Origin of the sequence: Acidobacterium capsulatum ATCC 51196 (assembly GCF_000022565.1) — a bacterium.
Taxonomy (GTDB): Bacteria; Acidobacteriota; Terriglobia; order Terriglobales; family Acidobacteriaceae; genus Acidobacterium; species Acidobacterium capsulatum.
Genome location: NC_012483.1, coordinates 1149352 through 1173241 on the forward strand (window position 1 = coordinate 1149352; position 23890 = coordinate 1173241).

At 61.0% G+C, this 23890-nt stretch carries 25 protein-coding genes and 1 tRNA gene; 15 read left to right on the forward strand and 11 right to left on the reverse strand.

The window, feature by feature from the left end; translation table 11 throughout:
• Positions 1 to 85 precede the first annotated feature (85 nt).
• Positions 86 to 1594 (reverse strand): NADP-dependent isocitrate dehydrogenase, encoded by a 1509-nt coding sequence (locus ACP_RS04715; RefSeq protein ID WP_015896150.1) that lies wholly within the window; start codon positions 1592 to 1594, stop codon positions 86 to 88.
• 126 nt (positions 1595 to 1720) lie between these two features.
• Here ACP_RS04715 and ACP_RS04720 point away from each other — a divergent pair, with 126 nt between their 5' ends.
• The 4 genes from ACP_RS04720 (at position 1721) to ACP_RS04735 (ending at position 4772) form a co-directional block, all read left to right on the forward strand.
• A complete protein-coding gene (locus ACP_RS04720; RefSeq protein WP_202944490.1) occupies positions 1721 to 2080 on the forward strand; it encodes a helix-turn-helix transcriptional regulator in 360 nt (119 codons plus the stop codon).
• A gap of 102 nt (positions 2081 to 2182) precedes the next feature.
• On the forward strand, positions 2183 to 2590 hold the full coding sequence (locus tag ACP_RS04725; RefSeq protein WP_015896151.1) for a hypothetical protein: 408 nt from the start codon (positions 2183 to 2185) through the stop codon (positions 2588 to 2590).
• Between the two features lie 3 nt (positions 2591 to 2593).
• Positions 2594 to 3139: a C39 family peptidase gene (locus ACP_RS04730; RefSeq protein ID WP_015896152.1), complete on the forward strand. Its 546-nt coding sequence runs from the start codon at positions 2594 to 2596 to the stop codon at positions 3137 to 3139.
• A gap of 139 nt (positions 3140 to 3278) precedes the next feature.
• Complete coding sequence (locus ACP_RS04735; protein WP_169305915.1) at positions 3279 to 4772, forward strand: tetratricopeptide repeat protein; 1494 nt, start codon at positions 3279 to 3281, stop codon at positions 4770 to 4772.
• A gap of 31 nt (positions 4773 to 4803) precedes the next feature.
• Here the strand turns inward: ACP_RS04735 and ACP_RS04740 are convergent, their stop codons facing one another.
• Positions 4804 to 5604 (reverse strand): Crp/Fnr family transcriptional regulator, encoded by an 801-nt coding sequence (locus tag ACP_RS04740; RefSeq protein ID WP_015896154.1) that lies wholly within the window; start codon positions 5602 to 5604, stop codon positions 4804 to 4806.
• Positions 5605 to 5648: 44 nt separating this feature from the next.
• Between ACP_RS04740 and ACP_RS04745 the strand changes: the two genes are divergently transcribed.
• Positions 5649 to 6140, forward strand: a complete 492-nt coding sequence (locus ACP_RS04745; protein ID WP_015896155.1) for a ferritin-like domain-containing protein — start codon at positions 5649 to 5651, stop codon at positions 6138 to 6140.
• Between the two features lie 89 nt (positions 6141 to 6229).
• Positions 6230 to 7081, forward strand: coding sequence for a manganese catalase family protein (locus ACP_RS04750; RefSeq protein ID WP_015896156.1), 852 nt, complete (start codon positions 6230 to 6232; stop codon positions 7079 to 7081).
• A gap of 139 nt (positions 7082 to 7220) precedes the next feature.
• Here ACP_RS04750 and ACP_RS04755 read toward each other — a convergent pair.
• The 3 genes from ACP_RS04755 to ACP_RS18680 all read right to left on the reverse strand — a co-directional run bounded on the left by ACP_RS04755 (position 7221) and on the right by ACP_RS18680 (position 7963).
• Positions 7221 to 7297, reverse strand: a tRNA-Glu gene (locus tag ACP_RS04755).
• Positions 7298 to 7406: 109 nt separating this feature from the next.
• Entirely contained in the window at positions 7407 to 7688 is a 282-nt protein-coding gene (locus ACP_RS18675; RefSeq protein WP_015896157.1) for a DUF507 family protein, read from the reverse strand.
• A complete protein-coding gene (locus ACP_RS18680) occupies positions 7685 to 7963 on the reverse strand; it encodes a DUF507 family protein (protein WP_041839293.1) in 279 nt (92 codons plus the stop codon). Before ACP_RS18680 ends, ACP_RS18675 begins: the two co-directional genes overlap by 4 nt.
• A gap of 129 nt (positions 7964 to 8092) precedes the next feature.
• Between ACP_RS18680 and ACP_RS04770 the strand changes: the two genes are divergently transcribed.
• On the forward strand, positions 8093 to 8578 hold the full coding sequence (locus ACP_RS04770) for a hypothetical protein (protein ID WP_015896159.1): 486 nt from the start codon (positions 8093 to 8095) through the stop codon (positions 8576 to 8578).
• Positions 8575 to 10353, forward strand: coding sequence for a single-stranded-DNA-specific exonuclease RecJ (gene recJ, locus ACP_RS04775; protein ID WP_015896160.1), 1779 nt, complete (start codon positions 8575 to 8577; stop codon positions 10351 to 10353). The genes ACP_RS04770 and recJ overlap by 4 nt, the downstream gene beginning before the upstream one ends.
• Before the next feature lie 26 nt (positions 10354 to 10379).
• Here the strand turns inward: recJ and bshB1 are convergent, their stop codons facing one another.
• Both bshB1 and ACP_RS04785 read right to left on the reverse strand, forming a co-directional pair.
• Positions 10380 to 11135: a bacillithiol biosynthesis deacetylase BshB1 gene (gene bshB1 / locus ACP_RS04780; protein ID WP_015896161.1), complete on the reverse strand. Its 756-nt coding sequence runs from the start codon at positions 11133 to 11135 to the stop codon at positions 10380 to 10382.
• Positions 11136 to 11207: 72 nt separating this feature from the next.
• Complete coding sequence (locus ACP_RS04785) at positions 11208 to 12647, reverse strand: hypothetical protein (protein WP_041839294.1); 1440 nt, start codon at positions 12645 to 12647, stop codon at positions 11208 to 11210.
• Positions 12648 to 12823: 176 nt separating this feature from the next.
• On the opposite strand from ACP_RS04785, the gene ACP_RS04790 reads away from it, so the two are divergent.
• Positions 12824 to 14734, forward strand: coding sequence for a bifunctional homocysteine S-methyltransferase/methylenetetrahydrofolate reductase (locus ACP_RS04790; RefSeq protein WP_015896163.1), 1911 nt, complete (start codon positions 12824 to 12826; stop codon positions 14732 to 14734).
• Complete coding sequence (gene xseB / locus ACP_RS18035; RefSeq protein ID WP_015896164.1) at positions 14727 to 14948, forward strand: exodeoxyribonuclease VII small subunit; 222 nt, start codon at positions 14727 to 14729, stop codon at positions 14946 to 14948. The genes ACP_RS04790 and xseB overlap by 8 nt, the downstream gene beginning before the upstream one ends.
• A 4-nt stretch (positions 14949 to 14952) precedes the next feature.
• Here xseB and ACP_RS04800 read toward each other — a convergent pair whose 3' ends face one another.
• The 3 genes from ACP_RS04800 to ACP_RS04810 all read right to left on the reverse strand — a co-directional run bounded on the left by ACP_RS04800 (position 14953) and on the right by ACP_RS04810 (position 18328).
• Positions 14953 to 16116, reverse strand: a complete 1164-nt coding sequence (locus ACP_RS04800) for a trans-sulfuration enzyme family protein (RefSeq protein WP_041839295.1) — start codon at positions 16114 to 16116, stop codon at positions 14953 to 14955.
• A 30-nt stretch (positions 16117 to 16146) separates the two neighbouring features.
• Complete coding sequence (gene cysK, locus ACP_RS04805) at positions 16147 to 17082, reverse strand: cysteine synthase A (protein ID WP_015896166.1); 936 nt, start codon at positions 17080 to 17082, stop codon at positions 16147 to 16149.
• 79 nt (positions 17083 to 17161) lie between these two features.
• On the reverse strand, positions 17162 to 18328 hold the full coding sequence (locus ACP_RS04810; RefSeq protein ID WP_238525656.1) for a VWA domain-containing protein: 1167 nt from the start codon (positions 18326 to 18328) through the stop codon (positions 17162 to 17164).
• A 165-nt stretch (positions 18329 to 18493) separates the two neighbouring features.
• Here ACP_RS04810 and ACP_RS04815 point away from each other — a divergent pair, with 165 nt between their 5' ends.
• The 4 genes from ACP_RS04815 to ACP_RS04830 are packed head-to-tail and all read left to right on the forward strand — an operon-like array spanning position 18494 to position 21465.
• On the forward strand, positions 18494 to 19219 hold the full coding sequence (locus tag ACP_RS04815; RefSeq protein ID WP_083770513.1) for an N-acetylmuramoyl-L-alanine amidase family protein: 726 nt from the start codon (positions 18494 to 18496) through the stop codon (positions 19217 to 19219).
• The gene (locus ACP_RS04820) at positions 19216 to 19818 is read left to right on the forward strand and encodes a GerMN domain-containing protein (protein ID WP_015896169.1); all 603 of its coding nucleotides are present in this window, start codon (positions 19216 to 19218) and stop codon (positions 19816 to 19818) included. Before ACP_RS04815 ends, ACP_RS04820 begins: the two co-directional genes overlap by 4 nt.
• Before the next feature lie 4 nt (positions 19819 to 19822).
• Entirely contained in the window at positions 19823 to 20653 is an 831-nt protein-coding gene (murI, locus tag ACP_RS04825) for a glutamate racemase (RefSeq protein ID WP_015896171.1), read from the forward strand.
• A gap of 44 nt (positions 20654 to 20697) precedes the next feature.
• The gene (locus ACP_RS04830) at positions 20698 to 21465 is read left to right on the forward strand and encodes an enoyl-ACP reductase FabI (protein ID WP_015896172.1); all 768 of its coding nucleotides are present in this window, start codon (positions 20698 to 20700) and stop codon (positions 21463 to 21465) included.
• A 51-nt stretch (positions 21466 to 21516) separates the two neighbouring features.
• On the opposite strand, the gene ACP_RS04835 is transcribed toward ACP_RS04830, so the two are convergent.
• The gene (locus ACP_RS04835) at positions 21517 to 23340 is read right to left on the reverse strand and encodes a glycoside hydrolase family 9 protein (protein ID WP_169305916.1); all 1824 of its coding nucleotides are present in this window, start codon (positions 23338 to 23340) and stop codon (positions 21517 to 21519) included.
• A gap of 37 nt (positions 23341 to 23377) precedes the next feature.
• On the opposite strand from ACP_RS04835, the gene ACP_RS04840 reads away from it, so the two are divergent.
• The gene (locus ACP_RS04840) at positions 23378 to 23875 is read left to right on the forward strand and encodes a heme-degrading domain-containing protein (protein ID WP_015896174.1); all 498 of its coding nucleotides are present in this window, start codon (positions 23378 to 23380) and stop codon (positions 23873 to 23875) included.
• Positions 23876 to 23890 lie beyond the last annotated feature (15 nt).

Here is a 23890-nt window from a genome sequence, read left to right on the forward strand (position 1 = left end):
GAAAATTCGCCCCTGCAGCAAGGGCCATGGCTGCGCTTCACGCATGCCGTGGCCCCTTTCTGCATTTCATTTGTACAGTGAAGCCTTACTGTCCCTGACCGAGAGAGTAGCCTGGCTTTCCGTCAAAGTTGTAGAGCTGCTCGGTTTTGATGAAATCAATACCGGCATGAGCCAGATTTGCGAGCAGGCCGGCGACGTCCGCGTTCCTGGGATTGGCTCCCTCAAACCGGCAGCGCCAGTGGTCGGTGCAGAGCGTTTCTTCCCGTCCATTGGGCCATACTTTTACCCCGCGATTGGTAATCATCTTCAGCGTGAACTCGCCGGTAGACGCGGCCTGCAGCTTCGCCGCCAGCGCGTCGGGCAACACACCTGCCTCGTCAACGAACACATCCACGCCCACAAGCGTCTTTTTCTCGACCGGCGTGTTGAGCACGGACGTCGGGTTTGCAGAGACACCTGTTTCGAGCGGCTCCGTGCTCTGAGTGGCAGGCTCATCCACGGCAGCCAACTGCACAGGACGCCGCCCGAGGCGCTCAATCACGGCCTCGGTGAAGCGCCGCGTACCAGCGCGCTCCTTGGTGTGAGCACCCGCGATGTCCACAGTATGAATGCCCTCTTCCAGTGTGCAGAGCCATGCATTCATGACCTTCGCGGCAATTGAATCCAGCTTGAGGTGGCGCAGCATCTCCACCGCCGCCAGCAGCAGCCCTGAGGGATTGGCCACATCGCGCGCCAGGTCAGGCGCCGAACCATGGATGGCCTCAAAGATCGCTCCGCCCGAACCGATATTGACCGAGCCGCCCAGGCCCACCGAACCCGTCATCTGCGCCGCAATGTCAGAGAGGATGTCGCCATACAGATTGGGCAGCAGCACGACATCGTAATCTTCAGGACGATGCACAAAGTTGGCCATGCCAAAGTCCACGATCTGGCTATGAGCCTGAATCTCGGGATACTCGCGCGCAACCTCATCGAAGACGCGATGGAAAAGCCCATCGGTCAGCTTCATGATGTTGTCCTTGATCATGCACGTGATCTTGGAGCGGCCATGCTGGCGGGCATACTCAAAGGCATAGCGCGCGATGCGCTCAGAACCGCTGCGCGTGATCAGCTTGAGGCACTGTGCCACGTCCTGCGTCTGGCGATGCTCAATGCCGGCATATAGGTCTTCCTCGTTCTCGCGGACAATCACCACATCCATGTCGGGGTGCCGCGTCGTGACGATAGGCTTGTAGGTGCGACAGGGGCGCACATTCGCATACAAACCCAGTGTCTTGCGCATCGTCACATTCAGCGACTTGTAACCGCCGCCCTGCGGAGTCGTAATCGGCCCCTTCAGCATGACGCGCGTCCGCGCGATCGAGTCCCAGGCCTCCTGCGGAATGCCCGAAGTGTTGCCGCGCAGATAAACCTGCTCGCCGACTTCTACATACTCCGCATCCAGATGAGCACCGGCAGCGGAGAGAATGGACATAACCGCGGCCGTGATCTCGGGGCCGATGCCATCGCCGGCGGCTACTGTGACAGGAATGGGAGTCAGCTTGGAATCCTGGGCGAGTTCGGCCTGCTCCAGATCAGTGGACGGAGAATGCACTTGGTAATACCTCCAGCGATAAACTATGAACAACCAACGATTCTCAATATACGATATATATGTCGTGTATTGCAAATCGTCATTGAGCGAGCACCTATGCCTTTGAAAAAGAAAGCGCCTTCTGCTGTGAGCAAGTCCATCAAAGCGGTGAGAACCCCGAAGCCGGTGGCGGCCCCTGCATCGGCATCAGCAGCGGCTCCGGCATCCAACAGCAAGGCTCCCTGGACGTTTCTTACCAACCATTCGCATGTTCTTCTGCTGATTGCGCGCGATCCGGAAAGCCGCATGCGTGATGTAGCCCAGCAAGTGGGCATCACCGAACGCGCCGTGCAGCGTATCGTGGATGATCTCCAGGAATACGGCGTTCTCTCTGTCGTCAAGCGCGGACGCCGCAATACCTACACGGTGAATATGCGCCTGCCGCTCCGGCATCCCGTGGAAAACCGGCGCAAGGTCGGCGATCTCATAGAAATGGTCAACGACTAGCGGGTAAGAAAGAGAGAACGGCGGGTTCGGCAAGGTTGTGGCAACTCACTGGAACCCATAGGCATCTAGCCTTCGATATTGACCTATTTTCGGGAGGAACCGATGCCCCAATCCAATCTGCGCAAGCAATACCTGCGTGCGCTTGCCGTCCTCATGATGATTCCCATGCTGGCGCTGCCGCTCAAGGCGCAAACCAGTGATCACATTGTCAGCAGCCAGGTGTTGCAGCAGAAGGTACAGTCACAATCCAATGCGCGGCAGCAGAATATCCAGACAGTACAAAAATTCTTTGCCACCCCTCTGGCCCACCGCGCTATGCAGGTGGAGCAGGTAAGTCCCGAACAGATTCAGAAGGCCATTCCAACGCTGTCGAGTTCTGAACTCGCAAACCTGTCTGCGCGCGCCTCGCACGCTCAACAACAGTTTGCCGCCGGCGCACTCACCACCAGCCAGATGCTGCTGTTGATCATCGTGCTCTTGATTGTCGTCATTCTGGTTGCGGTTCACTAAACGATGATGCTGACAAAAGGAGCAGCGCTGCTGCTCCTTTTCTTCGCCCTCAGTTCGTCTGCGTCTCGCGCCATCTGGATCAACGTTCCCTTTGTCGCACAGCCGCGGGACGGCTGCGGAGCCGCCTCGGTAGCCATGGTGATGCAGTATTGGGCTGCGCAGCAGCACCAGTCTACGAGCGCGGACGCTGAGGTTGCAGTCATCCAGAAACAGGTTTTTTCGCGACGGAGGCATGGAGCCACTCCCGGAGCGCTGGAAGCCTATCTGCACCAGCACGGCTTTCTCGTCTTTGGAGTGCAGGGAAACTGGCAATTGCTCCAGGAGCAGTTACAGAAGGGACGGCCGCTCATTGTCGCCCTGCGGCCGCCTGCGCAGCACGCGCTACATTACGTAGTGATTGTCGGCGTCGATCCGGTAAAGGGCCAGATCCTGATGAATGATCCGGAAGAGCGGAAGCTGCTGCCCGAGGGCCGTGAAGAATTTGAGAAAGACTGGAGCGCTACTCACCAATGGATGCTGCTTGCCGTACCTCGCCCGGCATCCTCGTGACCTGCCAGCGCTTATGAACAGAGCCACAAGAGCCATTCTGCCTCTGCTTTTCGGGGCAGCGTTTATATTGTTACCGTTTCGGTTACAAGCACAGTGCTCCGCGCGCCAGGCAGACGCGGACTTCGCCCGCGGCATGGCCTTGGCGCATCAAAAGCAGTGGCAACCGGCCTCCTCGGCGCTCAAGGCAGGCGAAAATCTATGCCCGGCGCAAAAGCGGTTCCCTGAAGAACTGGCGGGCGTGGCCTTTGAGCAGAAGCGATATCCACGAGCAGCGCACTGGTTGCGCCGCGCTTTGCAGATCGATCCCACCGACCAATATGCAAATAATTTCGCCGGTACGGTCTACTACCTCATGGGCAATCTGCCTGCGGCGCTGTTGTACTGGAACCGCGTGCACAGGCCGCAGATACATGATCTTAATTTCGATCCCGATCTAAGAATTCGCCCTCTCATTCTGGGACGCGCCTTTACCTTTTCGCCGCATTCATTGCTTACCCGCCGGCAATTTGAGACGACAGAAGCGCGCCTCCATGGACTCGGCATCTTTCCCGCATACAGAATTGCGCTCAGCCCTCGCCCGGACGGTTCTTTCGATGCAGACTTTCATGCTGTCGAGCAAAATGGATTCGGAAACAGCCGTCTGCAGAGCGCCTTGTCCATTCTGAGTGGTGTGCCGTACCAGACGATTTATCCGTCCTACTTCAACATCCATCGCTCGGCGATCAATGTCACGTCCCTACTCCGGTGGGATAGTCAAAAACGGCGCGCCTGGGTCAATGTCTCAGGACCATTGCACGATTTGCCACAACGGCGGTGGCAAATTAGTTTTGACGCGCGCAACGAAAACTGGGCGATCCGCCGGTCTTTCACCGGCTATGCTCCGGTGCTCGGCTCTTTGAATCTTCAGAAGCAGGCCGCCGCATTTCTCGTCACAGACATTGTGAGCGGACGCTGGCAGTGGGCCACGGGGGCGGAGCTTTCGCATCGCACGTACCGCGACGTGCAGCGCGGCAGCGCGCTCAACACAAACATAGTGCTGCCGGGCACCGAGTTGAAGTATCTGCTTTCGATATCCGGTAAGCCCATCGACCTGCCCCAGCATCGCCTCGCGGTGACCACTTCCGCGCATTCACAAATAGCGCGCCTCTGGTCACAATCCTCGTCGCAAGTTTTTGAAAAGCTGCAGGGCTCGGCGCGCCTGCGCTGGTTGCCATCACAGAACTCTGATCGATGGGAGATCACGCAGCAGGTGCGTGGCGGCGGACTACTTGGCGCATCACCCTTCGATGAACTGTTTATGCTTGGCGTAGAGCGCGACAACAACCTGTGGTTGCGCGGCGACATTGGCGTGCGTGGTGGCCGCAAAGGCAGCGCTCCCCTTGGCACCCGCTATTTGCTCACCAACAGCGATTTCTATCGCCGCATCTACAGCAACGGCCTCATTCGCATTCAGGCAGGCCCACTTTTTGACGTCGGTCGCATGGCCGCTCCCACAAGCGGTCTCGCCAGCAATCGCTGGATGTTTGATACCGGACTCGAAGCCCGCATCACCGTGCTCGGCACCCGGGTCCTCCTCACCTGGGGATACGACCTGCGCACAGGCCACAACGCATGGTTTGGCACAGCGAGATGAGCAATCGCACAGCCGCATAAGAATCAAGCATTCATCCCGCGGCAGGATAATTCACCCGCTGGCCCGCCTCCGCATAGAGTGAATCCAGCAGTCGGCGAGTCACACGGTAGCACTCGCAACTGGCCGCCTCAAGCGCAGATCGTTGCAGGATTCGCAGTGTGCCGCGCTCATGGGCCAGGATGCCTTTGTGTTCCAATTCGCCGCATACTTCTGTCACCGTGGTTCGCTGAGCTCCCAGAGTTCCGGCCAGCGATGCCTGCGTGAGCTTCAGCACGCCATCTCCCATGCGATCTTGCAACATCAGCAGCCTCCGTGCCAGCCGCTCCCTCACTCCGTGTAAACGGCCGCAGGCCACGAACTGGGCTGTGATCAAGTTCTGATATTGCGCATACGCGAGCAGCGCCCGGCGAAGATGCTCGTCTTTCGCCTGCATGCGCAGGAGCACGCGGTAATCCATGCGCAGCGCAGTCCCCGCAATCTGCATGAAACAGCGTGTCGGCACAGAGATTGGAGCAAGCAGATGGATCCCCTGTGGTGCACCTTCACGGCCCACCACGGCCACTTCCACCCTCTGGCCGTCCGACATGATGTTCACCGCTGAGGCGATCCCTGAAGTCAGAAAATGCGCGTATTGGGGAGTTTCATTTTCCTCGTACAGAATGGTTTGCGCCGGCAGAGGCACGCGCATCAGTTGGGAGGAAAGTGAACGGACGGTTTCAACAGGCAGCATATCGAGCAGAACATTGCTGAGCGCGTACGTCATGGGGTCACACCAAAGGTTTGTTGCCGTAACGGTCGGCCAGCCGACACAGCGTCGATCGCAGGGTTCCATCGAAGTAAAAAGACAGTTCTTACTCCTCCGAAAGGAAACACCGTATGAGCCTGCACGATGTGATGCTGGAAGAGCTGCGCAGTCTGTACAGCGCAGAAAACCAAATTGTGAAAGCACTCCCCAAACTGATCAAGCATGCAAAAAATGAGGAGCTGAAGAATGGCTTTTCACAGCACCTCGCCCAGACAGAAGAGCATGTGGAACGCCTGAAAAAGATCTTTGAACAACTGGATCAGAAGCCCACAGGCAAGGACTGCAAGGGCATGGAAGGAATTCTCGAAGAGGGAAAAGAAGTCCTCAACGAAGACGAGAGCGGCGACTCCTACGATGTCGGCCTTATCGGTGCCGCCTCTCGCGTGGAGCACTATGAGATCGCCGGCTATACCTGGGCCATCACAGTGGCCACCGCTCTTGGAATGAAGGAGGCCGTAACTCTGCTCGAAGAAACGCTGGGAGAAGAGGAAGAGACCCGCGATGAGCTGGAGGATCTTCTGAATCAATTCCTGGAGCGCAGCGTCAAGCGCACCGCTGCGTAACTGCCGCTTGCCCCGCCACAGACCTCTGTGTGCGGGCAAACGGTTTCGGCGCCTGCAAACCACAACTTTAGCTACCCTTGGGAGAAGTCATGTATCACCACGTGAAGAAGTTGATGTATACCGTCGAAGTCGGCGAACCCGATCCCCGGTTTGGACGCATGCTGCTGGAGCAGTTCGGCGGAGCCAATGGTGAGTTGGCTGCCGCCATGCAGTATTCCATTCAGGGTATGAACTGTGAAGACCCCGGCCGCAAAGATCTCCTGATGGATATCGGGACCGAAGAGCTGAGCCACCTCGAGATCGTTGGCGCGCTCATCCGCATGCATCTCAAGCCGCTCAAAAGCGAGCGCGAGGCGGCCGATGCCGATCCCCTCGTTGCCATCGCCGGCGGCGGCGGAGTCGCGCTCTTTGATTCCATGGGGAACGCGTGGACGGGCAACTATTTGAAGATCACCGGCGATCTGGCCGTGGACCTGCGCAGCAACATTGCGGCCGAGGCGCGCGCCAAAATCGTTTACGAACGCCTCATCGGCTTCACGCAAGATGTAGGGTCACGGCAGGCTCTGCAGTTTCTGATGACACGTGAAATCACCCACTTGCGAGCCTTCAGCGCGGCGCTCGAAAGCATGGAAAAACCACCGTTCTCGATCGGGATCACAGAGCCTACGCCCGGCCTGGTGGACCAGTACTTTAACGCCTCGACCGGAGAAAATCAGTACGGAGAAAGCGACTTCCGTGGCCCGTGGAACAGCGCCCACGGCCTGCATCCGGTGGAATCAGAAATCAACGGCGGCAAGGGGCTCGACGCAAAGCCCTACAATCCCCAGCCCGGCACAGAAAGACGCTCTCAGTACGATTCCACCCCGGTGGGCGAGTACATCGGCAAGGCCGCCGAGGAGCGAGACAAGCGAGACCGGGAGAAGACCGCAAAGGTTGCCTGAGTCCATTACTCATTCAGCAGCAGAGCCGGCAGCATTTTGCCGGCTTTGCTGCTTCTGGCAAGCCATAGCCATTGAAGTTTGCAAAGAGGCAAAAGATGCCGCGAAGACTGCGACTATCGGGAAATATTTAGTGAGATTTTGGTAGCGCTATCGGGGATCGAACCCGAACTCTCCGCCTTGAGAGGGCGGCGTGTTAACCAATTACACCATAGCGCCATGAGGGCTGGAGTTCGCTCCGGAACCGGAGCAACTCTCTAAGTATAGCAGAATCTTTGTTGTGAAAAGAGGCAGTTGCGCCAGGGATGCGGCACAATTCCGGCTGACCTTAGTGGTCGATGCCCAGCTTCTTCACTTCATCGGTGTAGTACTTGCGATACAGAATGTCCCACTCCTGGCTGCCTTCCAGGATGATCTTCCGCTGCGACTCAATCTTCTTCCGCGCCGCGGCGTCAATCTTCATCTCTTCGAGCAGTTCCTGCTCCATGGCCTTGCGAGCTTCCTGGCGAATGGTATTGCGGTCTTCCTTGAACTCGACTTCGTCGATCTCGGCCAGGGTGTCGGCCACGGTGTGGGCCAGTTTATTCAGCTTGTCGCGGGAAATTCTCACAGCACCGCCTTGTATTTCCGGGCGAGTTCCATCTTTACCTTCTTGAACATCTCCGGGTAACTGGCGCCGGTGCGGCGCATCTCTTCCTGGTAAGCCTCGAGAATGACGCGCACCTCTTCATTGATGCGGTCTTCGAGCGAGAGCTCCTCGAGCATCGCCTGGTAGACACGCTCCTCGACCTGCTTCACCTTGTCGGTGCTGATCATCTTTGCGTCGATGAGGTGCTGGACGGCGCGGCGGGCGAGGTAGCCGACGTATTCACGGGAAAAGATCATGTATCTTGTTTCAAAATATAGCACAGCGACCCGGACTGCCTCGAATGACGGCCCCGCCAGGATCAGGCAATAGCTGCCATCACTCTGCGAGGCACGGGGGCAATAGTCTGCGAAAATAGAGGCGAGACTATGAATCACGATAATTTACTGACGCTCAAAGACGACATGATCGCTTACATCGCAGGACACGGCATGCGCCGCATTCCTGCGCACGCCGGCGAAGAGGTTCCTGCAATCCTGTGGGAAGACGAAGAGAATGCTGATGGCTGGAAAGAGTTTGTGGAAACCGCCAAAGCCGCGGGCGCCCCGTTTCTCACCATGGCTGAGGTTGTGCTCGAGCGCATCGACGCGGAACTGCTGCTGGAGCATCTGCAGGAAGTCAACTTCCCCGAATCTGAGACCGGTGACGTTGAGGAAGCGCAGGCGCTGCTCGCCCATGTGGGCAAGATTGGCTACATTCAGCTTGGCTTTGCGCATCAGGGCATGATGTTTCTGCATGAAAGCACCACAGCCTGGTATGAGCGCTATCAGGAGCTGATCGAAGCCCTGGAAGACTTCAGCGACATCATCTTCGAGCAAGACGATGAAGACTCCGACGAAGACGCGAGGCTGTGAGCACGCAGCAATTCACTCAGGCGCCCTCGCGGCGCGGCTCCTCCCGGCGCTGGCTTCTTGACGCCGTGGACCCTGCAGTGGCCGCGGCTCTGGCCCGTGAAGCCCGTCTGCCACTGCTGATCGCCGAGTTGCTGGCCGCACGCGGCGCCAGCTCGGCAGAGGCGGCCCGGGCCTTTCTTGCGCCCAGCCTCGATGACCTGCTCGATCCCTACTCCATGCGCGGAATGGCCGAGGCCGTTGCCCGCATCGAGCAAGCCGCTGCGCGCCATGAAACCATGCTGATCTACGGCGACTATGACGTAGACGGCACTACCGCAACCGTACTGCTCAAGACGGCCATCGAGCGGTTGGGCGGCACCGTGCGCTTTCATGTGCCGCATCGCCTGCGCGAGGGCTACGGCATGCAGCGCGAGATTCTGGAGTCGGCCGCGGCCGATGGCGTGCGCCTGGTCATCAGCGTGGATACAGGCATTCGCGCCTTTGCCGCCGCCGAGGCCGCCGCGGAACTGGGCCTGGACCTGATCGTCACCGACCACCATCTGCCCGAGGACGGCACCGGCATTCCCCGTGCGCTCGCCGTGCTCAATCCCAATCAACCCGGGTGTGAATACGCCTGCAAATACCTCTGCGGAGCCGGAGTGGCCTTCAAGCTGTCACAGGCTCTGCTTGAAAAGCAGGATCGCACGCTGGCACGCACAAAGATTCTGCCCTCGTTTTTGAAGATGCTGGCCATTGCCACCGTCGCCGACGCCGTACCCCTGCTCGGTGAAAACCGCACCATCGTTTCCATCGGACTCGCGGAGCTGCGCCGCCCGGTCAACGCAGGCCTGCGTGCCCTGCTCACCGAGGCCAAGCTTGATCCGGCGCGCAAAGCGATCACCGCAACGGACGTGGCCTTTCGTCTCGCGCCGCGCATCAACGCGGCCGGCCGCATGGACATCGCCTCTGAAGTTGTGGAGCTCTTCACCACCCGCGACCCGCAGCGCGCTCGCGATCTCGCCGCCAAGCTGGAGCAACTGAATCAGGATCGCCGCGCCACAGAGGCTGCGATCCTTGAGCGCATTCTGGAGCGGCTGGCCGAGCCGCACTTTGCTGAAGCCCGCTGCATCGTCATGGATGGCGAAGGCTGGCATCGCGGCGTGCTTGGCATCCTGGCCTCCCGCATTCTGGACCAGACCGGCAAGCCTGCACTCGTGATTTCGCACGAAGATGGCGAGGCGCATGGCTCAGGCCGCTCGATTACGGGCTATCATCTGCTGGAAGCGCTCGAAAGCTGCCATGATCTGTTCACAAAGTTTGGCGGCCATGCGCATGCGGTTGGCTTTTCGATGCCCTCAGAACGTGTACCCGAGCTGCGCGCGCGCCTTGTAGAGCACGCGGCCGAGCGCATTACGGAGCAGGATCTTGGCGGTCCCCTGGTCTGCCATGCCGAGCTGGCGCTCGACCACATCACGGCCGCCGCCTTCTCATGGCTGCGGCGGCTGGAGCCTTTCGGCATGGGCAACGAAGAGCCAGTCTTCGTGGCGCGCAAGGTTCGCCTGGCTGGCCCCGTACGCACCATGAAAGAGAAGCATGTACGGCTATCGCTCTCGCACGGCCCGCGCGGCGTGCGCATCTCTGCCCTGGGATGGCACTGGGCCGAACGCGTGGCCGCGCTGGGCATTCAGGAAGATGACCTGCTCAACATAGCCTATCGGCTGCGCGAGAATGAGCACCCCGAATACGGCGGCCTGGAACTCGAAATTGTCGATCTGCAACCGGCCGATTCTGAATAGCTCGCGCCAGAGACTGCTCTCAGCCGTTAGATCGAGGCCACGCCCAGCATCGCAATATCCTCCACCAGCCCAACTTCCTTCTGAACGAACGGCTCGGCGTAGCGCACCCCGGCCAGCATGCCAAAGTAGCGCGCCATGGCAAACGTTCGTTCGCGAATCTCTTCCTCCGGCACAAACAGTCCGCTGCCCTGCGCCTGATTGGCATACTGCGACGTGTAGGCCATCAGCGCCCGATGCCGCTCTTCGATGTGCGGCGTGATATCGACCACAAAGCTGGGCCGCACATCGGCATAGAGGCTCGCGTAGAGAATCTTGAAGGGCCGGTGCGGCGGCGCATCGGTTTCCACCTTGGCCAGCCCGGCCAGAAAGCATGCCTCGTAGCCGAGCGTCGCCGTGGTGTAGTGGTCCGGATGCCGGCCCGTCCAGTAAGGCAGAATCACCACGCGCGGGCGCAGGCGGCGCAGCACCGCGACAATTTTGAGCCGGTTTTCATAGGTATTCTCGACACGACCATCGGGAATATCGAGTGCACCACGCCATCCGGCCCCCAGAATCCGCGCGGCGGCGGCGGCTTCTTTCGCGCGCGATTCGGCGTTGCCTCGCGTGCCTGCCTCGCCCTGCGTCATATCCAGAATGGCGGTGCGGTATCCCTGAGCGCGCATGCGCAACAAGGTGCCGCCGCAGGTCTGCTCCACATCGTCACGATGGGCGGCCATCGCGAGCACATCGGCCTGGGTCTCGGTCTGGGCTTTGCTATGGACATGGGACTGAGCCTCGGTCATCGCACTCTCCTTACAAAAAGCAGAAAGGCACGGCGCTTGCGGCACCGTGCCTTCCATTGTCTCGCAGTGGAACTAGTAGTCGGTATTATTCGCGTCGGTTTCACCGTCGATATAGGCCACATCGGTCACGGTGCCGGCCACGGTCACGTTGGTGTTATCGAGCTGCGCCATGTTGGCCGTGCTGTAGATGTAAACCTGGCCACCCTCAGCCGTGTAGACCTTGTTGAAGTTGGTCACCGCTGCAATGCCCGTGGCATTGCCCTTGTAGGAGTCCACCGTCACCGCGCCGTTCGAAGTGTTGAACATCGTCAGGCAGCCATAAGGGATATTCTGGCCTGACGTTGCGGCGGCATACCGCACACCCTGGTTGCAGTCATTCGATCCGATCCAGAGCGTGTTCTCATCGGCGAGCAGCATCTTTTCATGGTCCCCATCGCTGATGGAGTAGGTACCCGTGATGCTGTTGCTCGACGTGTCATACGCCGTGAGATATCCGGCGAAGAGGCCGCTGCATCCAGCCCCGGTAGTATATGTGCCCGAACATTTCTGCCCGGCCAGATACATGGTGTTGCCGTTGAAGAGCGCATCGGTGACCCCGTCAGGGATGGGCGTAAAGCTGGTCGCCGTCAGGTTGATGCCGCTGGCGCCAACGTTGCCGGTATTCAGCGAAGGCGCCGTGATAGGAATCGCCGTGATTCCGGCCTCAGTACCGCCGCACTCCGGACCACAATCAAGCACGTAGATCGTGGACCCATCCGAGGAGAAGACTGCCTTGACCGGATGATCAAATTTCGCGCCGCTGGCCGTGCTGACCGGGAAGAGACAGTAGCCAGGCAGATTCTGGGGCTCGCAGTCCTCTGCGGTGTTGGTGACGCCGTTCGGGCCGGTGTAGGTGTAATGAGGATTATTCGCCGCAGCCAGAGACTGCGACTGGGTCAGCTTCACCACGCTGTATACCGAGAAGTCACCATTCGGCGTGCCGTTCTGTGTCGACTGGCTGGCCGCCTGATCGCTGTTCTTGATGAATGCCAGCGCAATCGTGCCCCCCGGATTTACCGAAATCGAATCGACATTGGGCAGATTCAGCACATAAGAACCCTTGGCCGGAGAATCGTAGATCGACACGACGTGATTCGCATCATTCGCGGCATACAGGTAGTTCAAATCGTGCGAGACAAACACACTGTTGGCATAGCCACCAGGAATCGTAAGCGTCTGGCTGACCTTCTCCTGCGCGTAGTTGACCAGGATCAGGCTGCTGCTGTTAGCGCTGCTGATCGCACCCGTCTGCTGGTCTGGCATGTTTTGGATGGCTACCGGCAGTGTGCCCGAGAAACCGCTGATGCTGAACTGAGCCACTGTACCGCTGGTATTGTGGCGCACGTCATAATAGGCATCCACAAACGGCAGTGCGCTCGGATTCTGCTCAGCAAACATCACGCGGTTGAGAATCCCGCTGGGGGGCAGCGAACGGCCCGCGATGTAAAAGTCTTTCCCGCAGGCCAGGAGCATCAGGCACAGGGCACAACTCATGCTCACAAGAGCAGAAACACGCACGACACTTCTTTTCTTCAAAATCTTCAACCTCACCAGCTCTGCAAAACCCGCGTGGGATAGCCAAGTATAACAAAGGGATGGCAACGCTGGCTTTCAATGCCGCCTTGTCATAGCATGACCCCAAGGCTCCGATGAATAACCGTTTAAAAGAGATCTTTGGTGACCGGCCCGTCCTGTGCGACGGCGCCATGGGAACCAGCCTGTACGCCCGCGGAATTTTCATCAACCGCTGCTTTGACGAGCTGAACCTTTCGCAGCCCGAACTGGTGCGCTCCGTGCATGAGGATTACCTGCAAGCCGGGGCGGAAATCATTGAAACCAACACCTTCGGGGCCAATGCCATCCGCTTGCGCCGCTATGGCCTGCAGGACAAAGTGGCCGAAATCAACCAGGCCGGAGCCCGCATCGCCCGCGCCGCCGTCGCCCAACTGGCCGACAAGCAGGCCGGCAATGCCTGGGTCGCCGGCTCGGTGGGGCCGCTCGGCGTTCGCCTGGAGCCCCTGGGCAAGGTCGGCCTCGACGAAGCTCAGGCCATCTTTGCCGAGCAGATCGAGGGCCTGGTCGCCGGCGGAGTCGACCTGCTCGTCATCGAGACCATGCCGGCGCTCAATGAGGCGCAGCAGGCCATTCGAGCCGCCCGCGCTGTCGCGCCTGAACTGCCCGTCATCGCCATGGTCACCGTCGATGAGGAATCCCGCTGCCTCGACGGCACCGCGCCCGAAGTCGCCGCCGCCCGCCTTGCCGGTTGGGGAGCCGATGCCGTCGGCGTCAACTGCAGCACCGGCCCGGCCGCCGTGCTGACCGCCATCGAGTGCATGGCCGAGGCCACTGACCTGCCGCTGGCCGCCATGCCCAACGCCGGCATGCCGCGCGCCGTGGACGGCCGCAACATCTACCTGTGCTCGCCCGAGTACATGGCCAGCTTCGCCCGCAAATTTCACAAGTCCGGGGTACAGTTCCTGGGCGGCTGCTGTGGAACCACCCCCAACCACATCCGGGCCATGAAGTCGTTCCTGCGCGCCTCCGAGGCGCAGAAGGCCGCGGTGCAGCACTCCCGCTCCGCGCCCATCGTAACGGAAACGCCCCCCGCTCCCATCGAGCAGCGCTCGCGGCTCGGCCAGATGATTCACGACCGCACCTTTGTCACCATGGTCGAGATCGTGCCGCCCCGCGGCATTGACTGCCAGAAGGAGATCGACGGAGCCACCATGCTGGCCGGCCTGGGCGTGCACGTCATCAATGTGCCCGACTCACCCCGCGCCTCAGCCCGCATGAGCGCGCAAAGCCTCTGCATCCAGCTTCAGCAGAAGTCCGGCATCGAGACGCTGCTGCACTACACCTGCCGCGACCGCAACGTCCTGAGCATCCAGAGCGACCTGCTCGGCGCGTCCTCGATCGGCCTGCGCAACATTCTCTGCCTCACTGGCGACCCACCCAAGCTCGGCAATTATCCCGACGCCACGGCGGTTTTTGATGTGGACGCCATCGGCCTGGTCAATATTGTGCGGCGGCTCAATCACGGCCTCGACATTGGCGGAAACCCCATCGGTGCCTCCACCGGCTTCACCATCGGGTGCGCGGCCAACCCCGGTGTGCCTGACATTGACAACGAAGTGCGCCGCTTCGCCTACAAGGTGGAAGCAGGGGCCGAGTACGCCATCACGCAGCCGGTCTTTGACCTGCGCATTCTTGAGAGCTTCCTCAAGCGCATCGAGGGCTTCCGCATCCCGGTCATCGCCGGTATCTGGCCGCTGACCAGCCTGCGCAATGCCGAGTTCATGCGGAACGATCTGCGCGTCAGCGTGCCCGACAGCATCCTGCTGCGCATGCAGCAGGCCGCCACGCCTGAGCTGGCCCGCGCCGAGGGCATTCGCATCGCCCAGGAGATGCTCGAAACCGCGCGCCCCATGGTCGAGGGCGTGCAGGTCAGCGCTCCCTTTGGCCGCTACACAGCCGCCGCTGAAGTGCTCGCGGGCATCCTGCCGGGTACGTCAAAATCAGATAAGGCGCAGCCCGCCTCCGAAGGAATGCAAATTGGCTAGCTTTGAAGAATCCCTGCAGCGGCTCGAACAGCTCGTCAATCAGCTCGAGCGCGGAGACCTGCCGCTGGAAGAAGCCATCAAGCTTTTTGAGGAAGGCACGCGCCTCTCAGAAGAATGCCAGAAGCATCTCTCCGAGGCCGAAGGCAAGGTCGAAATTCTCATCAAGCAGCGGGACGCGGCCATGAAGCGCGCGCCCTTCCCGCCTGCCGAATAACGCCCTACGAAATCGCAGCCAGAGCCTGGTCCAGATCGGCCAGAATGTCTTCGACATCCTCGATGCCGACGGAGATACGCACCAGTCCGTCGGTGATTCCGAGCTTCGCCCGCATCTCTTCGCCAATCGCGGCGTGCGTCATCGTGGCCGGATGCGAAATCAGCGTCTCCACGCCCCCCAGAGACTCGCCCAGCGTGCAGACCTTCACCCGCTTGAGCATTGCATTGGCGTTGGCGAGCGATCCGGTCTCAAAGGCAATCATTGACCCGAAACCACTGGCCTGCTGCTGCGCCAGTGCATGCTGCGGATGAGAGGCGAGGCCCGGATAGTACACGCGCGACACCTTGGGATGCGCCGCCAGATATTCCGCCACCTTGCGTCCGCTCTCATCGTGCTGCTTCATGCGCACGGCCAGCGTCTTGACGCCGCGCAGAATCAAATAGCACTCGAACGGTGACAAAATGCCGCCCGTGCATTTCTGCACAAACGCAAAGGTCTCTTTGTGCTCCGGCTTGGTGCCCACCAGCACGCCGCCCAGCCCGTCGCTGTGGCCGTTCAGAAACTTGGTGGTCGAGTGCATCACAATGTCCGCGCCAAACTCAATGGGCCGCTGAAAGTACGGCGTTAGAAACGTGTTGTCCACGCTCAACTCCACGCCCTGCTCGTGGCAGACGTCCGCCACGGCGCGAATATCCGTAATCGTCATCAGCGGATTGGTCGGCGTCTCAATGTGCACCAGCCGCGTCGTGGGACGAATCGCCCGCCGCACATTTTCCGGGTCCGACGTGTCCACATAGCTGAACTCGATGCCGTAACGCGTTGCAATCTGGTTGAACATGCGCGGCGTGCCGCCATATACGTTCTCGCCGCAGATCACATGGTCGCCCGTGCGCAGCATGGTGATCAGCGCCGTGATGGCGGCCATGCCGCTCGCGAACACATGCGCGCTGGTGCCGCCCTCGAGCGCGGCCATATTCACTTCAAGCGCATCGCGTGTGGGGTTAGAGACGCGCGAGTATTCGTAACCCTTATGCTTGCCAATCTCTTCCTGCGCATAGGTCGAGGTGAGATAAATCGGCACATTCACCGCGCCGGTCAGCGGGTCCGGCTCCTGCCCGGCATGAATCGCCCGCGTCGCAAATCCCATCGTCTGCTTGCTGTCGCTCACATCTTCTCCTGAAAAATACTGCTCGCTGCCCTAAAGGCCGCCCTCAAAAATGTTCTTGGAAAGATACCGTTCGGCCGAGTCCGGCACAATCGTCGCCACGCGCTTGCCCGGCCCGAGCCGCTTCGCGACCTCGACAGCCGCATACATCATGGCGCCCGCGCTTGAGCCGCCCAGCAGCCCCTCTTCAGCGGCCATGCGCTTCACCATCGCGAAGGCATCGGCATCGCTCACTGCCACAATCTCGTCCGCGGCCTCGCGGTCAAAGGTATTCGGGACAAAATGCACGCCGATGCCTTCCACCTTGTGCGGCCCCGGCTGGCCGCCCTGCAGAATCGAACCCTCCGTCTCGACCGCCACCGTGAGCACGCCGGGATTCTTCTCCTTCAAAAAGCGGGCAATGCCAGAGAAGGTGCCGCCCGTGCCCACTCCCGCCAGAAAAGCATCCACCCGGCCCTCCATCTGCTCCCAAAGCTCTTCGGCCGTGGTGTCGTGGTGAAAGCGCGGATTCGCCGGGTTATCGAATTGCAGAGCCGCGAAGACGTTCGGATCATCTTTCGCCATCGCCAGAGCGCGGCGAATCGCGCCGGCCATGCCCTCGGCTTCCGGCGTGCGATGCACCTCGGCGCCAAAGCCGCGCATCAGAATGCACTTCTCCTCGGCAAAGCCTTCCGGCACAAACAGAATCACCCGATAGCCGCGATTTACACCCACCAGCGCCAGGCCCACGCCCGTATTGCCGGCCGTCGCCTCCACAATGGTCGCGCCGGGCTTCAGCTTGCCCTGCCGCTCGGCCTCAAGAATCATCCCGAGCGCGGCGCGGTCCTTGATGCTGCCGCCAGGATTCAGAAACTCCAGCTTCGCGAAAATCTCCGCGGCTCCAGCCGGAGCAAGTCTGCCAATCCTCAACAACGGGGTGCATCCAATCAGCTCGGTCACGCTGTTGGCTACACGCAGCTTCTCATTCATGCTCCATCCACTCCCTTGCAAAACTCGCTAGTGTAGCAGGAGAAGGCGCAGGCCTGCCCTTCCGTCTTTCGAGGCCGCTTCAACGTTTCGCATTCGGCGTGGCAAGATAGCCGGTGCGCGTGCGCACAATCAGGCGTCCGTGACCCGGTGCCTTGGCTTCCACCCGTACGGTGCGATAGCCGCCCAGCCGCACCGGCCGCGTGGGATGATAGCCAATCGTGTACTGGTTGCGAATGTCCTTCGCCACTTCGGCCGCGACTTCATCCACGTTTTCAAGAGAACGCGGAAAGTACGCGAGCCCGCCCGTCTGTTCGGTGAGCTGCTCCAGAGCCTTGCGCGCGCGATGCGCCTCATCGCCTGAGTCGTCATAGAGCAGCCCAATGGCATAGATCTCCGGCCCATGCAACGCCTGCACGCGCTGAATGGCCTGCTGCAGGTTCATGGTGGAAGCATCGTCTTCGCCATCGGTCACCACCAGCAGCACCTGCTTCGGATGCCTGGCATCCTTGCTCAATTCATCGGCCGAGGCCACAATCGCGTCATACAGCGCCGTTCCGCCGCGCGCCTCGGTGTGCGCCAGCCCCTGCTCCAGCTTGGCAATGCTTGAGGTAAAGCCCTGATCGAGATAGGCCTGATCAGAAAAATTCACAATGAATGCTTCATCGTCCGGATTCGACGCCCGCACCAGGTCCAGCGCCGCCTTGTCCACGGCGTTCAGCTTGTTCTGCATGGAGCCGGAATTATCGACCAGAATGCCCATCGAAACCGGCAAATCCTCATGCGAAAACGAAGCGATCACCTGCGGCTTATTGTCTTCCCAGACATGAAAGTCCTGCCGGGTCAGATCCGTCACCAGGCGGCCCTTCTTATCGACGACCGTGCAGTTCAGCACCACCTCATCGACATTCCTGCGAATCATGTATTCGTTGCCGCGCAGATGCTGTATCTCGCGCGCCCGCTGCTGGCTCAGCGGCCTCGACGCGCTCACCGGCTGGTCGTCTTCATAGTCCGGCGACAATACCGGATCGCGATCCACCAGCAAACTCGGCTGCGTCTCCGGCTGCTTCGGATTCGCAAGCACCGTCTGCGCGGGGGCCACCGCGGGCACCTGGGAACCCGGCCCGCTTTGCGGCTGGGAGGAAGTTGTCTGCGCAACCGCCGCCCAGCAGAGCCATCCGGACGCAAGCACCAGCCATACCAGGGTCTGGAAGGGCGCGCGCAATGGGAAGAACATCTTTGCCAGCATGCATTCTCTTGAGGGCTGCGGCCAACACACTGCCGGAAGCCGGGGCTTTCCTTCAATGTACGCCATTCAGCCCCTCCCCCGCTGCTGGCCGCGGCACTCGGCCAGCCCAGCCCCTGCGATACAATCGGCACGGATAAGCACTCCGCAAGATTGACTTTCCAGTCCATGCGGCACAAGTCTCTCGCTCCTGTTTCTATGCGCTCCTCGAAGCATCTTCGATCTCTGGCTGCAACGCTGACCCTGCTGGCCGCGCTCGGCACTGCCTGGCCGCTGATGGCCCAGCAACCGCCGGTGCAACGCTTTGTCATCGTGCTCGATCCGGCCCATGGCGGCAGCGACTCCGGCGCAAAAATCTCGCCCGCGCTCGAAGAAAAAAGCGTCACTCTTGAGATGGCCACTCGCCTGCGCACCCTGCTGCAATCGCGGGGCTTCAATGTGGTGATGACGCGCACCGGCGACACAGATCCTGACCTCCTCACGCGCGCCGGCATGGCCAATCATGCGCAGGCAGCAGCCTGTCTCATCCTGCATGCCACCGCTAGCGGAGTGGGAGTGCATCTCTTCACGTCATCACTCGCACCCGCTCCGCGCACAGCCGTTCCCGCATGGGCCACGGCGCAGGCCGGTTATGTGAGCGCCAGCATCCGCCTCTCGTCTGACATGGACGCAGCCCTCACACCCACCGGCATTCCGGTCGTCGTCGGCCGCACATTTCTGCAGCCGCTCGACAATCTCACCTGCCCGGCCGTTGCCGTTGAGCTTGCGCCCATGCAATCCGGCAGCATCACTCGCGGAGAAACGCTCGACGATCCCCACTACCAGACGCAGGTGCTCACCGCCATCACCGCGGCACTCGTGCAATGGCGGCAGGACTGGAGCGGCCAGCCATGATCACCCGCCTGCAACAGTTCCTGTTTGCGCTGCTGCTGGTCGGCTGCGTCGCGCTCGCGGCCATTCTGATTCGCATGCGTGAGCAGGCGCAGGACCGCCTCGCAGCCCTGCCGCAACCCACACCTCTCGCGCAGCCAGACAACGCGCCAGAAGTTTCGGTCACCTGGATGATGCCAAACGATATGACCGGCGCGCTGGCCTCAGAGCAGAAGACGCTGGCGCTGCCCGCTGACCCATCCGAGCGGGCACGCGATCTGCTCAATCAGCTCATCGCCAGTTGGAGCGCCCCCGGCTCGCAGCATCCCGTCGATGCAAAGGCCGGCGTCGAGAGCGTCTTTCTGCTGCCCGTGCCCGGTGACCCATCGCACCAGCTCGCCGTCGTCAATTTCAACGCTGCCTTTCCGCCGGCGCAGCCCTCCGGCATAGAGCCGGAGACACTAACGCTGCTCTCCATCATTCAGACGCTGCATGCTGATTTCCCCTCCATCGAGCAGGTTCGCTTTCTGGTGGATGGGCACGCGCAGCCCACACTCGCCGGCCACGCCGATCTGACCCGCACCTACCAGGTAGAGAACGCCGCACCGCAACCCACATCCTGATCGCATGAATCCTTCTCACTCGCATCCTCTTCGCATTGGCGTCTTCGATTCCGGCTTCGGCGGCCTCACCGTGCTGCGCGCGCTGCTGCGCGAGCTGCCGCAAGCGGAGTTCCTCTACTTCGGCGACACCGCACGCCTTCCCTATGGCGCAAAGTCGCGAGAAACCATCGCGCGCTACGCCGTCTCCGCCGCCGAGTTTCTCGTCCGCCAGGGTGCGGAGTATCTCGTGATCGCCTGCAACACCGCCAGCGCGCTCGCGCTCGACGACTTGCGTGCCGCGCTCGATATTCCCGTGCTCGGCGTCGTTGAAACCGGCGCAAACGCAGCCCAGGCTCACTCCCATAGCGGAGATGTGCTCGTCATCGCCACCGCCGCCACCGTGGAAAGCCACGCCTACGCCACCGCCTGCGCCGAGCGCAATCTGCGCGCGGTGGAGAAAGCCTGCCCGCTGCTCGTTCCGCTCGTCGAAGAGGGATGGATCGACCACCCCGTCACGCGCGAAGTCCTCAGCATCTACTTCACTGAACTCATGCACCAATCCAAAGCCGCAGCGCTCGCTCCTGACACACTGCTGCTCGGCTGCACCCACTATCCGCTGCTGCGCGAGCCTATCGAGCAGGCTATCCCCGCCCAGATTCGCGTCATTGACTCGGCCGAGGTCACCGCCGCGCAGGTCGCCGCCGCTGTGCATGCGCCCCAGGCGGGCACACCCGCCGCTCCACGCTTCTTCGCCACGGACTCACCGGCCAAATTCCAGCGCCTCGGCAGCCGCTTTCTGGGCCAGCCCATCGAGCATGTAGAGTTGATCGACCTCGAAGCCCTCGAAGCGCTCTAGCCGAGGCTGGTATGCTTTTCCATGGTGCAGACAGAGGAGTTTTCATGATCGATCTCAAAGGCCGCGTCGCCGTCGTCTTCGGAGTCGCCAACAAACGCAGCATCGCATGGGGCATCGTGCAGCAGTTGCACGCCGCCGGAGCCACTCTGGCCATCGGCTATCAGAATGAGCGCCTGCGCGCCGAGGCTGAAAGCCTGATTCAGGAAGTGCCGGGCGCCGAGGCATTCCAGTGCGATGTCTCGCAGGACGAGGAAATCGAGCGCGTCTTCGCGCAGTTCAAAGAGCGCTACGGCAAGCTCGACATTCTCGTGCATTCGGTCGCCTATGCGCCGGCCGATGCGCTCAAGAACGACTTCGTGCTCACTTCACGCGAAGACTTCCGTGTTGCGCATGACATCAGCGTCTACTCGCTCATCGCCCTCAGCCGCGCCGCGGCTCCGCTCATGACCGAGGGCGGCAGCATCATGACCCTCAGCTACTTTGGCGCGGAAAAAGTAGTGCCCCACTACAACGTGATGGGCGTCGCCAAGGCGGCACTCGAAGCAACCGTGCGCTACCTCGCCGCCGATCTCGGCAAGCAGAACATTCGCGTCAACGCCATCTCGGCCGGCCCCATCAAAACGCTGGCCGCGCGCGGCATCGGCGGTCTCGGAGACATGCTCAAGGCCCACGCCGATCGCGCTCCGCTGCATCGCAATACCGATCAGTCTGAGGTAGGCGGAGCGGCGGTATTTCTGGCCTCGCCCCTGGCCAGCGGCATCACCGGCGAAACCATTTATGTCGATAGCGGCTACAACATCATGGGCTTCTGATCGAGCCCCGAAATAGAAAGTCCCACGCTCACCGAGCGTGGGACTTTTCTTTTACCCCTGTGCGCCCGCCAGCGTAAACACCAGCGGAGCGTTCCAGTTGATCGCCACCTCGTTCATGCTGAAGGCCTGCCAGTCATCGAGCCACATGCGCATCGGCGGCTGCGTGGGCACTGTCTTCGCTGCCGGATCCCCCGGATGCCGGTTCGGCCCGCCGGAAAGCAACCCGGGCCACGGAGCCGCGATGCCATCCGCCACACTGGGCCGGTGGTGCGGATGCTGAAACGGATTCGTGCCCACATGCGTCACCCACGAAACGCCAAAGCAATTGCGCCCCAGCAGATAATGCAGATTGCCCCGCGCAGCCTCGCGATACTCGCCCTGCGGATGAAAGCGATGCGCCATCAGCAGCAGCAATCCCTGATTTCCTGCTGTGCCATTCGATCCCCAATCGTAATCGGCCTCGGCCAGCGTCTGCCCATAGCCATTCTTCCGGCTCTGCTTCACCAGGCCATCCGCCGCGCCAATGGTCGACGCATGAATCTGCGCTACCAGCTTCGCATCGCCACGCAATTGACCGTGATGCTCCGCCATCGCATACGTCCACCAGGCCATCGAAGCCACATTGCCCCAGCTCGGCACATCCATCTGCAGCGGCTTTTCGAGTGCCCGCCAGCGGGCCAGCACAGGCGCCTCATACTGCGCGTCGCCGGTGGTGCGCCACAACTCGGCGGATGCCCACAGCAACTCATCGCTGTCGTGCGCGTCTCCATAAGCGCCAGTTGAAACCGTCGGCGGATTCTTCAGGAACAACGCATCCTTATGCGCCATCGCCCAGGTCCACGCCCGCTTGGCCGCATCAAGACACGCGTCGGCAAAGACCGGATCAAACTCGCGATACACTCGCGCTGCAATCGCCATCACGGCGGCAAAATCGGCCGAGGCCGTCGCAATCTTGTAAGGCGGCTCGCCAGAGCCGATCACATAGCTCACCAGCGCATCATCCTGCGGCATGATGAAACCGCAGAAGTGCAGGCTGGTCTGTTTGTCCCACACGCCGCCGTCCTTGTCCTGCAGCGCCTGCATCCAGGTCAGGTTCCAGCGCACTTCCGCCAGAAAATCCGGCGTCGATCCGCCCGATTCCGGAATTTGCAACTGCATTGGTTGCAGTTGATCGCGATACATCTCCCACGCCCACAACAGCGTGCCCGTCGAGATTCCCGAATTCACGATGTAGCGGCCATAGTCGCCCGCATCGTGCCATCCGCCGTAATTCTGAAACAGCCCGGTCTTGCCCGAGGTCGCGTCAAAAGCATCTTTCAAATGGCAGGGAGGATGCTCATACCCGCCGCCCAGATTCACCTCGCAGCCGCACCGCTGCCCATAATAGGCGCGCATCGCCAGCCGCAGCGGATCGCGCAGCACATCATCGCCCACTGCAAACTCCAGTGACGACGCCGATGGGTCGCCATGCTCCACTTCGAGCCGGTACCGCCCTGCTTCCTTCACCGCTGAAAAATCCGCAAGCTGCACGCGGTCCCCGCTCAACTCGTCCTGCAGCGCCGCGCTCAGCGGCCCTTGATGCACGCGCTTGCCCGGCGTGCCGTCCGGCTTCATCTGCAGCACGCGAAACGATCGCGCGTCTCCACGCTCATGAGCAGCCCACTGCACCGTGGCAATCTTCGCCGCCTGCGCCAGATAACCCACCTGGCTCCCCATCAGTTGATAGGCGGCCGGCGTCAGCGGATCAGGAGAACCCATCGCAAATGTCTTGCTGGCCACACCGGCAAGCGCGGCGCTCGCGCTGAGTTGTAAGAATCTTCTGCGGTTCAAAGCCGCAGCCTCGACGAAGACACCCGGGCGCGCTACTCTGCTCATGCACACCATCATCTCACCAAAGGCAATCGTTCTCCTCATGAGCCTCGCTGAAGATATCGCCCTCGTCGCCCGCCAGGAATCGGCCCTCGTCTTCGAGCACTTTGATGAAAACACCGCATGGCAGCTTGGCTCACGCCTGCGCCAGATGGCCGTCGAGCGCGGCTACCCGCTGGTGATTGACGTCCGCCGCTTTGGCCAGGTGCTCTTCACCGCAGCGCTGCCCGGAGCGGTGCCCGACCAGGCCGAATGGGTTCGCCGCAAGACCAACGTCGTCGCCCGCTTTCATCGCAGCTCCTACGCCATCGGCCTCGAACTGGCCGAAAAGCAGAGCAGCCTCGAAGAAAAGCAGGGGCTACCCACCGTGGACTTCGCGACCCACGGCGGATGCTTTCCCATTCGCGTGAAAAGTGCTGGAATCATCGGCTGCGTGACCGTCTCCGGCCTGCCGCAGCGCGCCGACCATGAGCTGGTCGTCGAGGCCATCTGCGCACTGACTGGCCTCGATTACGCCACATACAAACTGCCCCAAGCATGAACCCCGGGGCCTGAA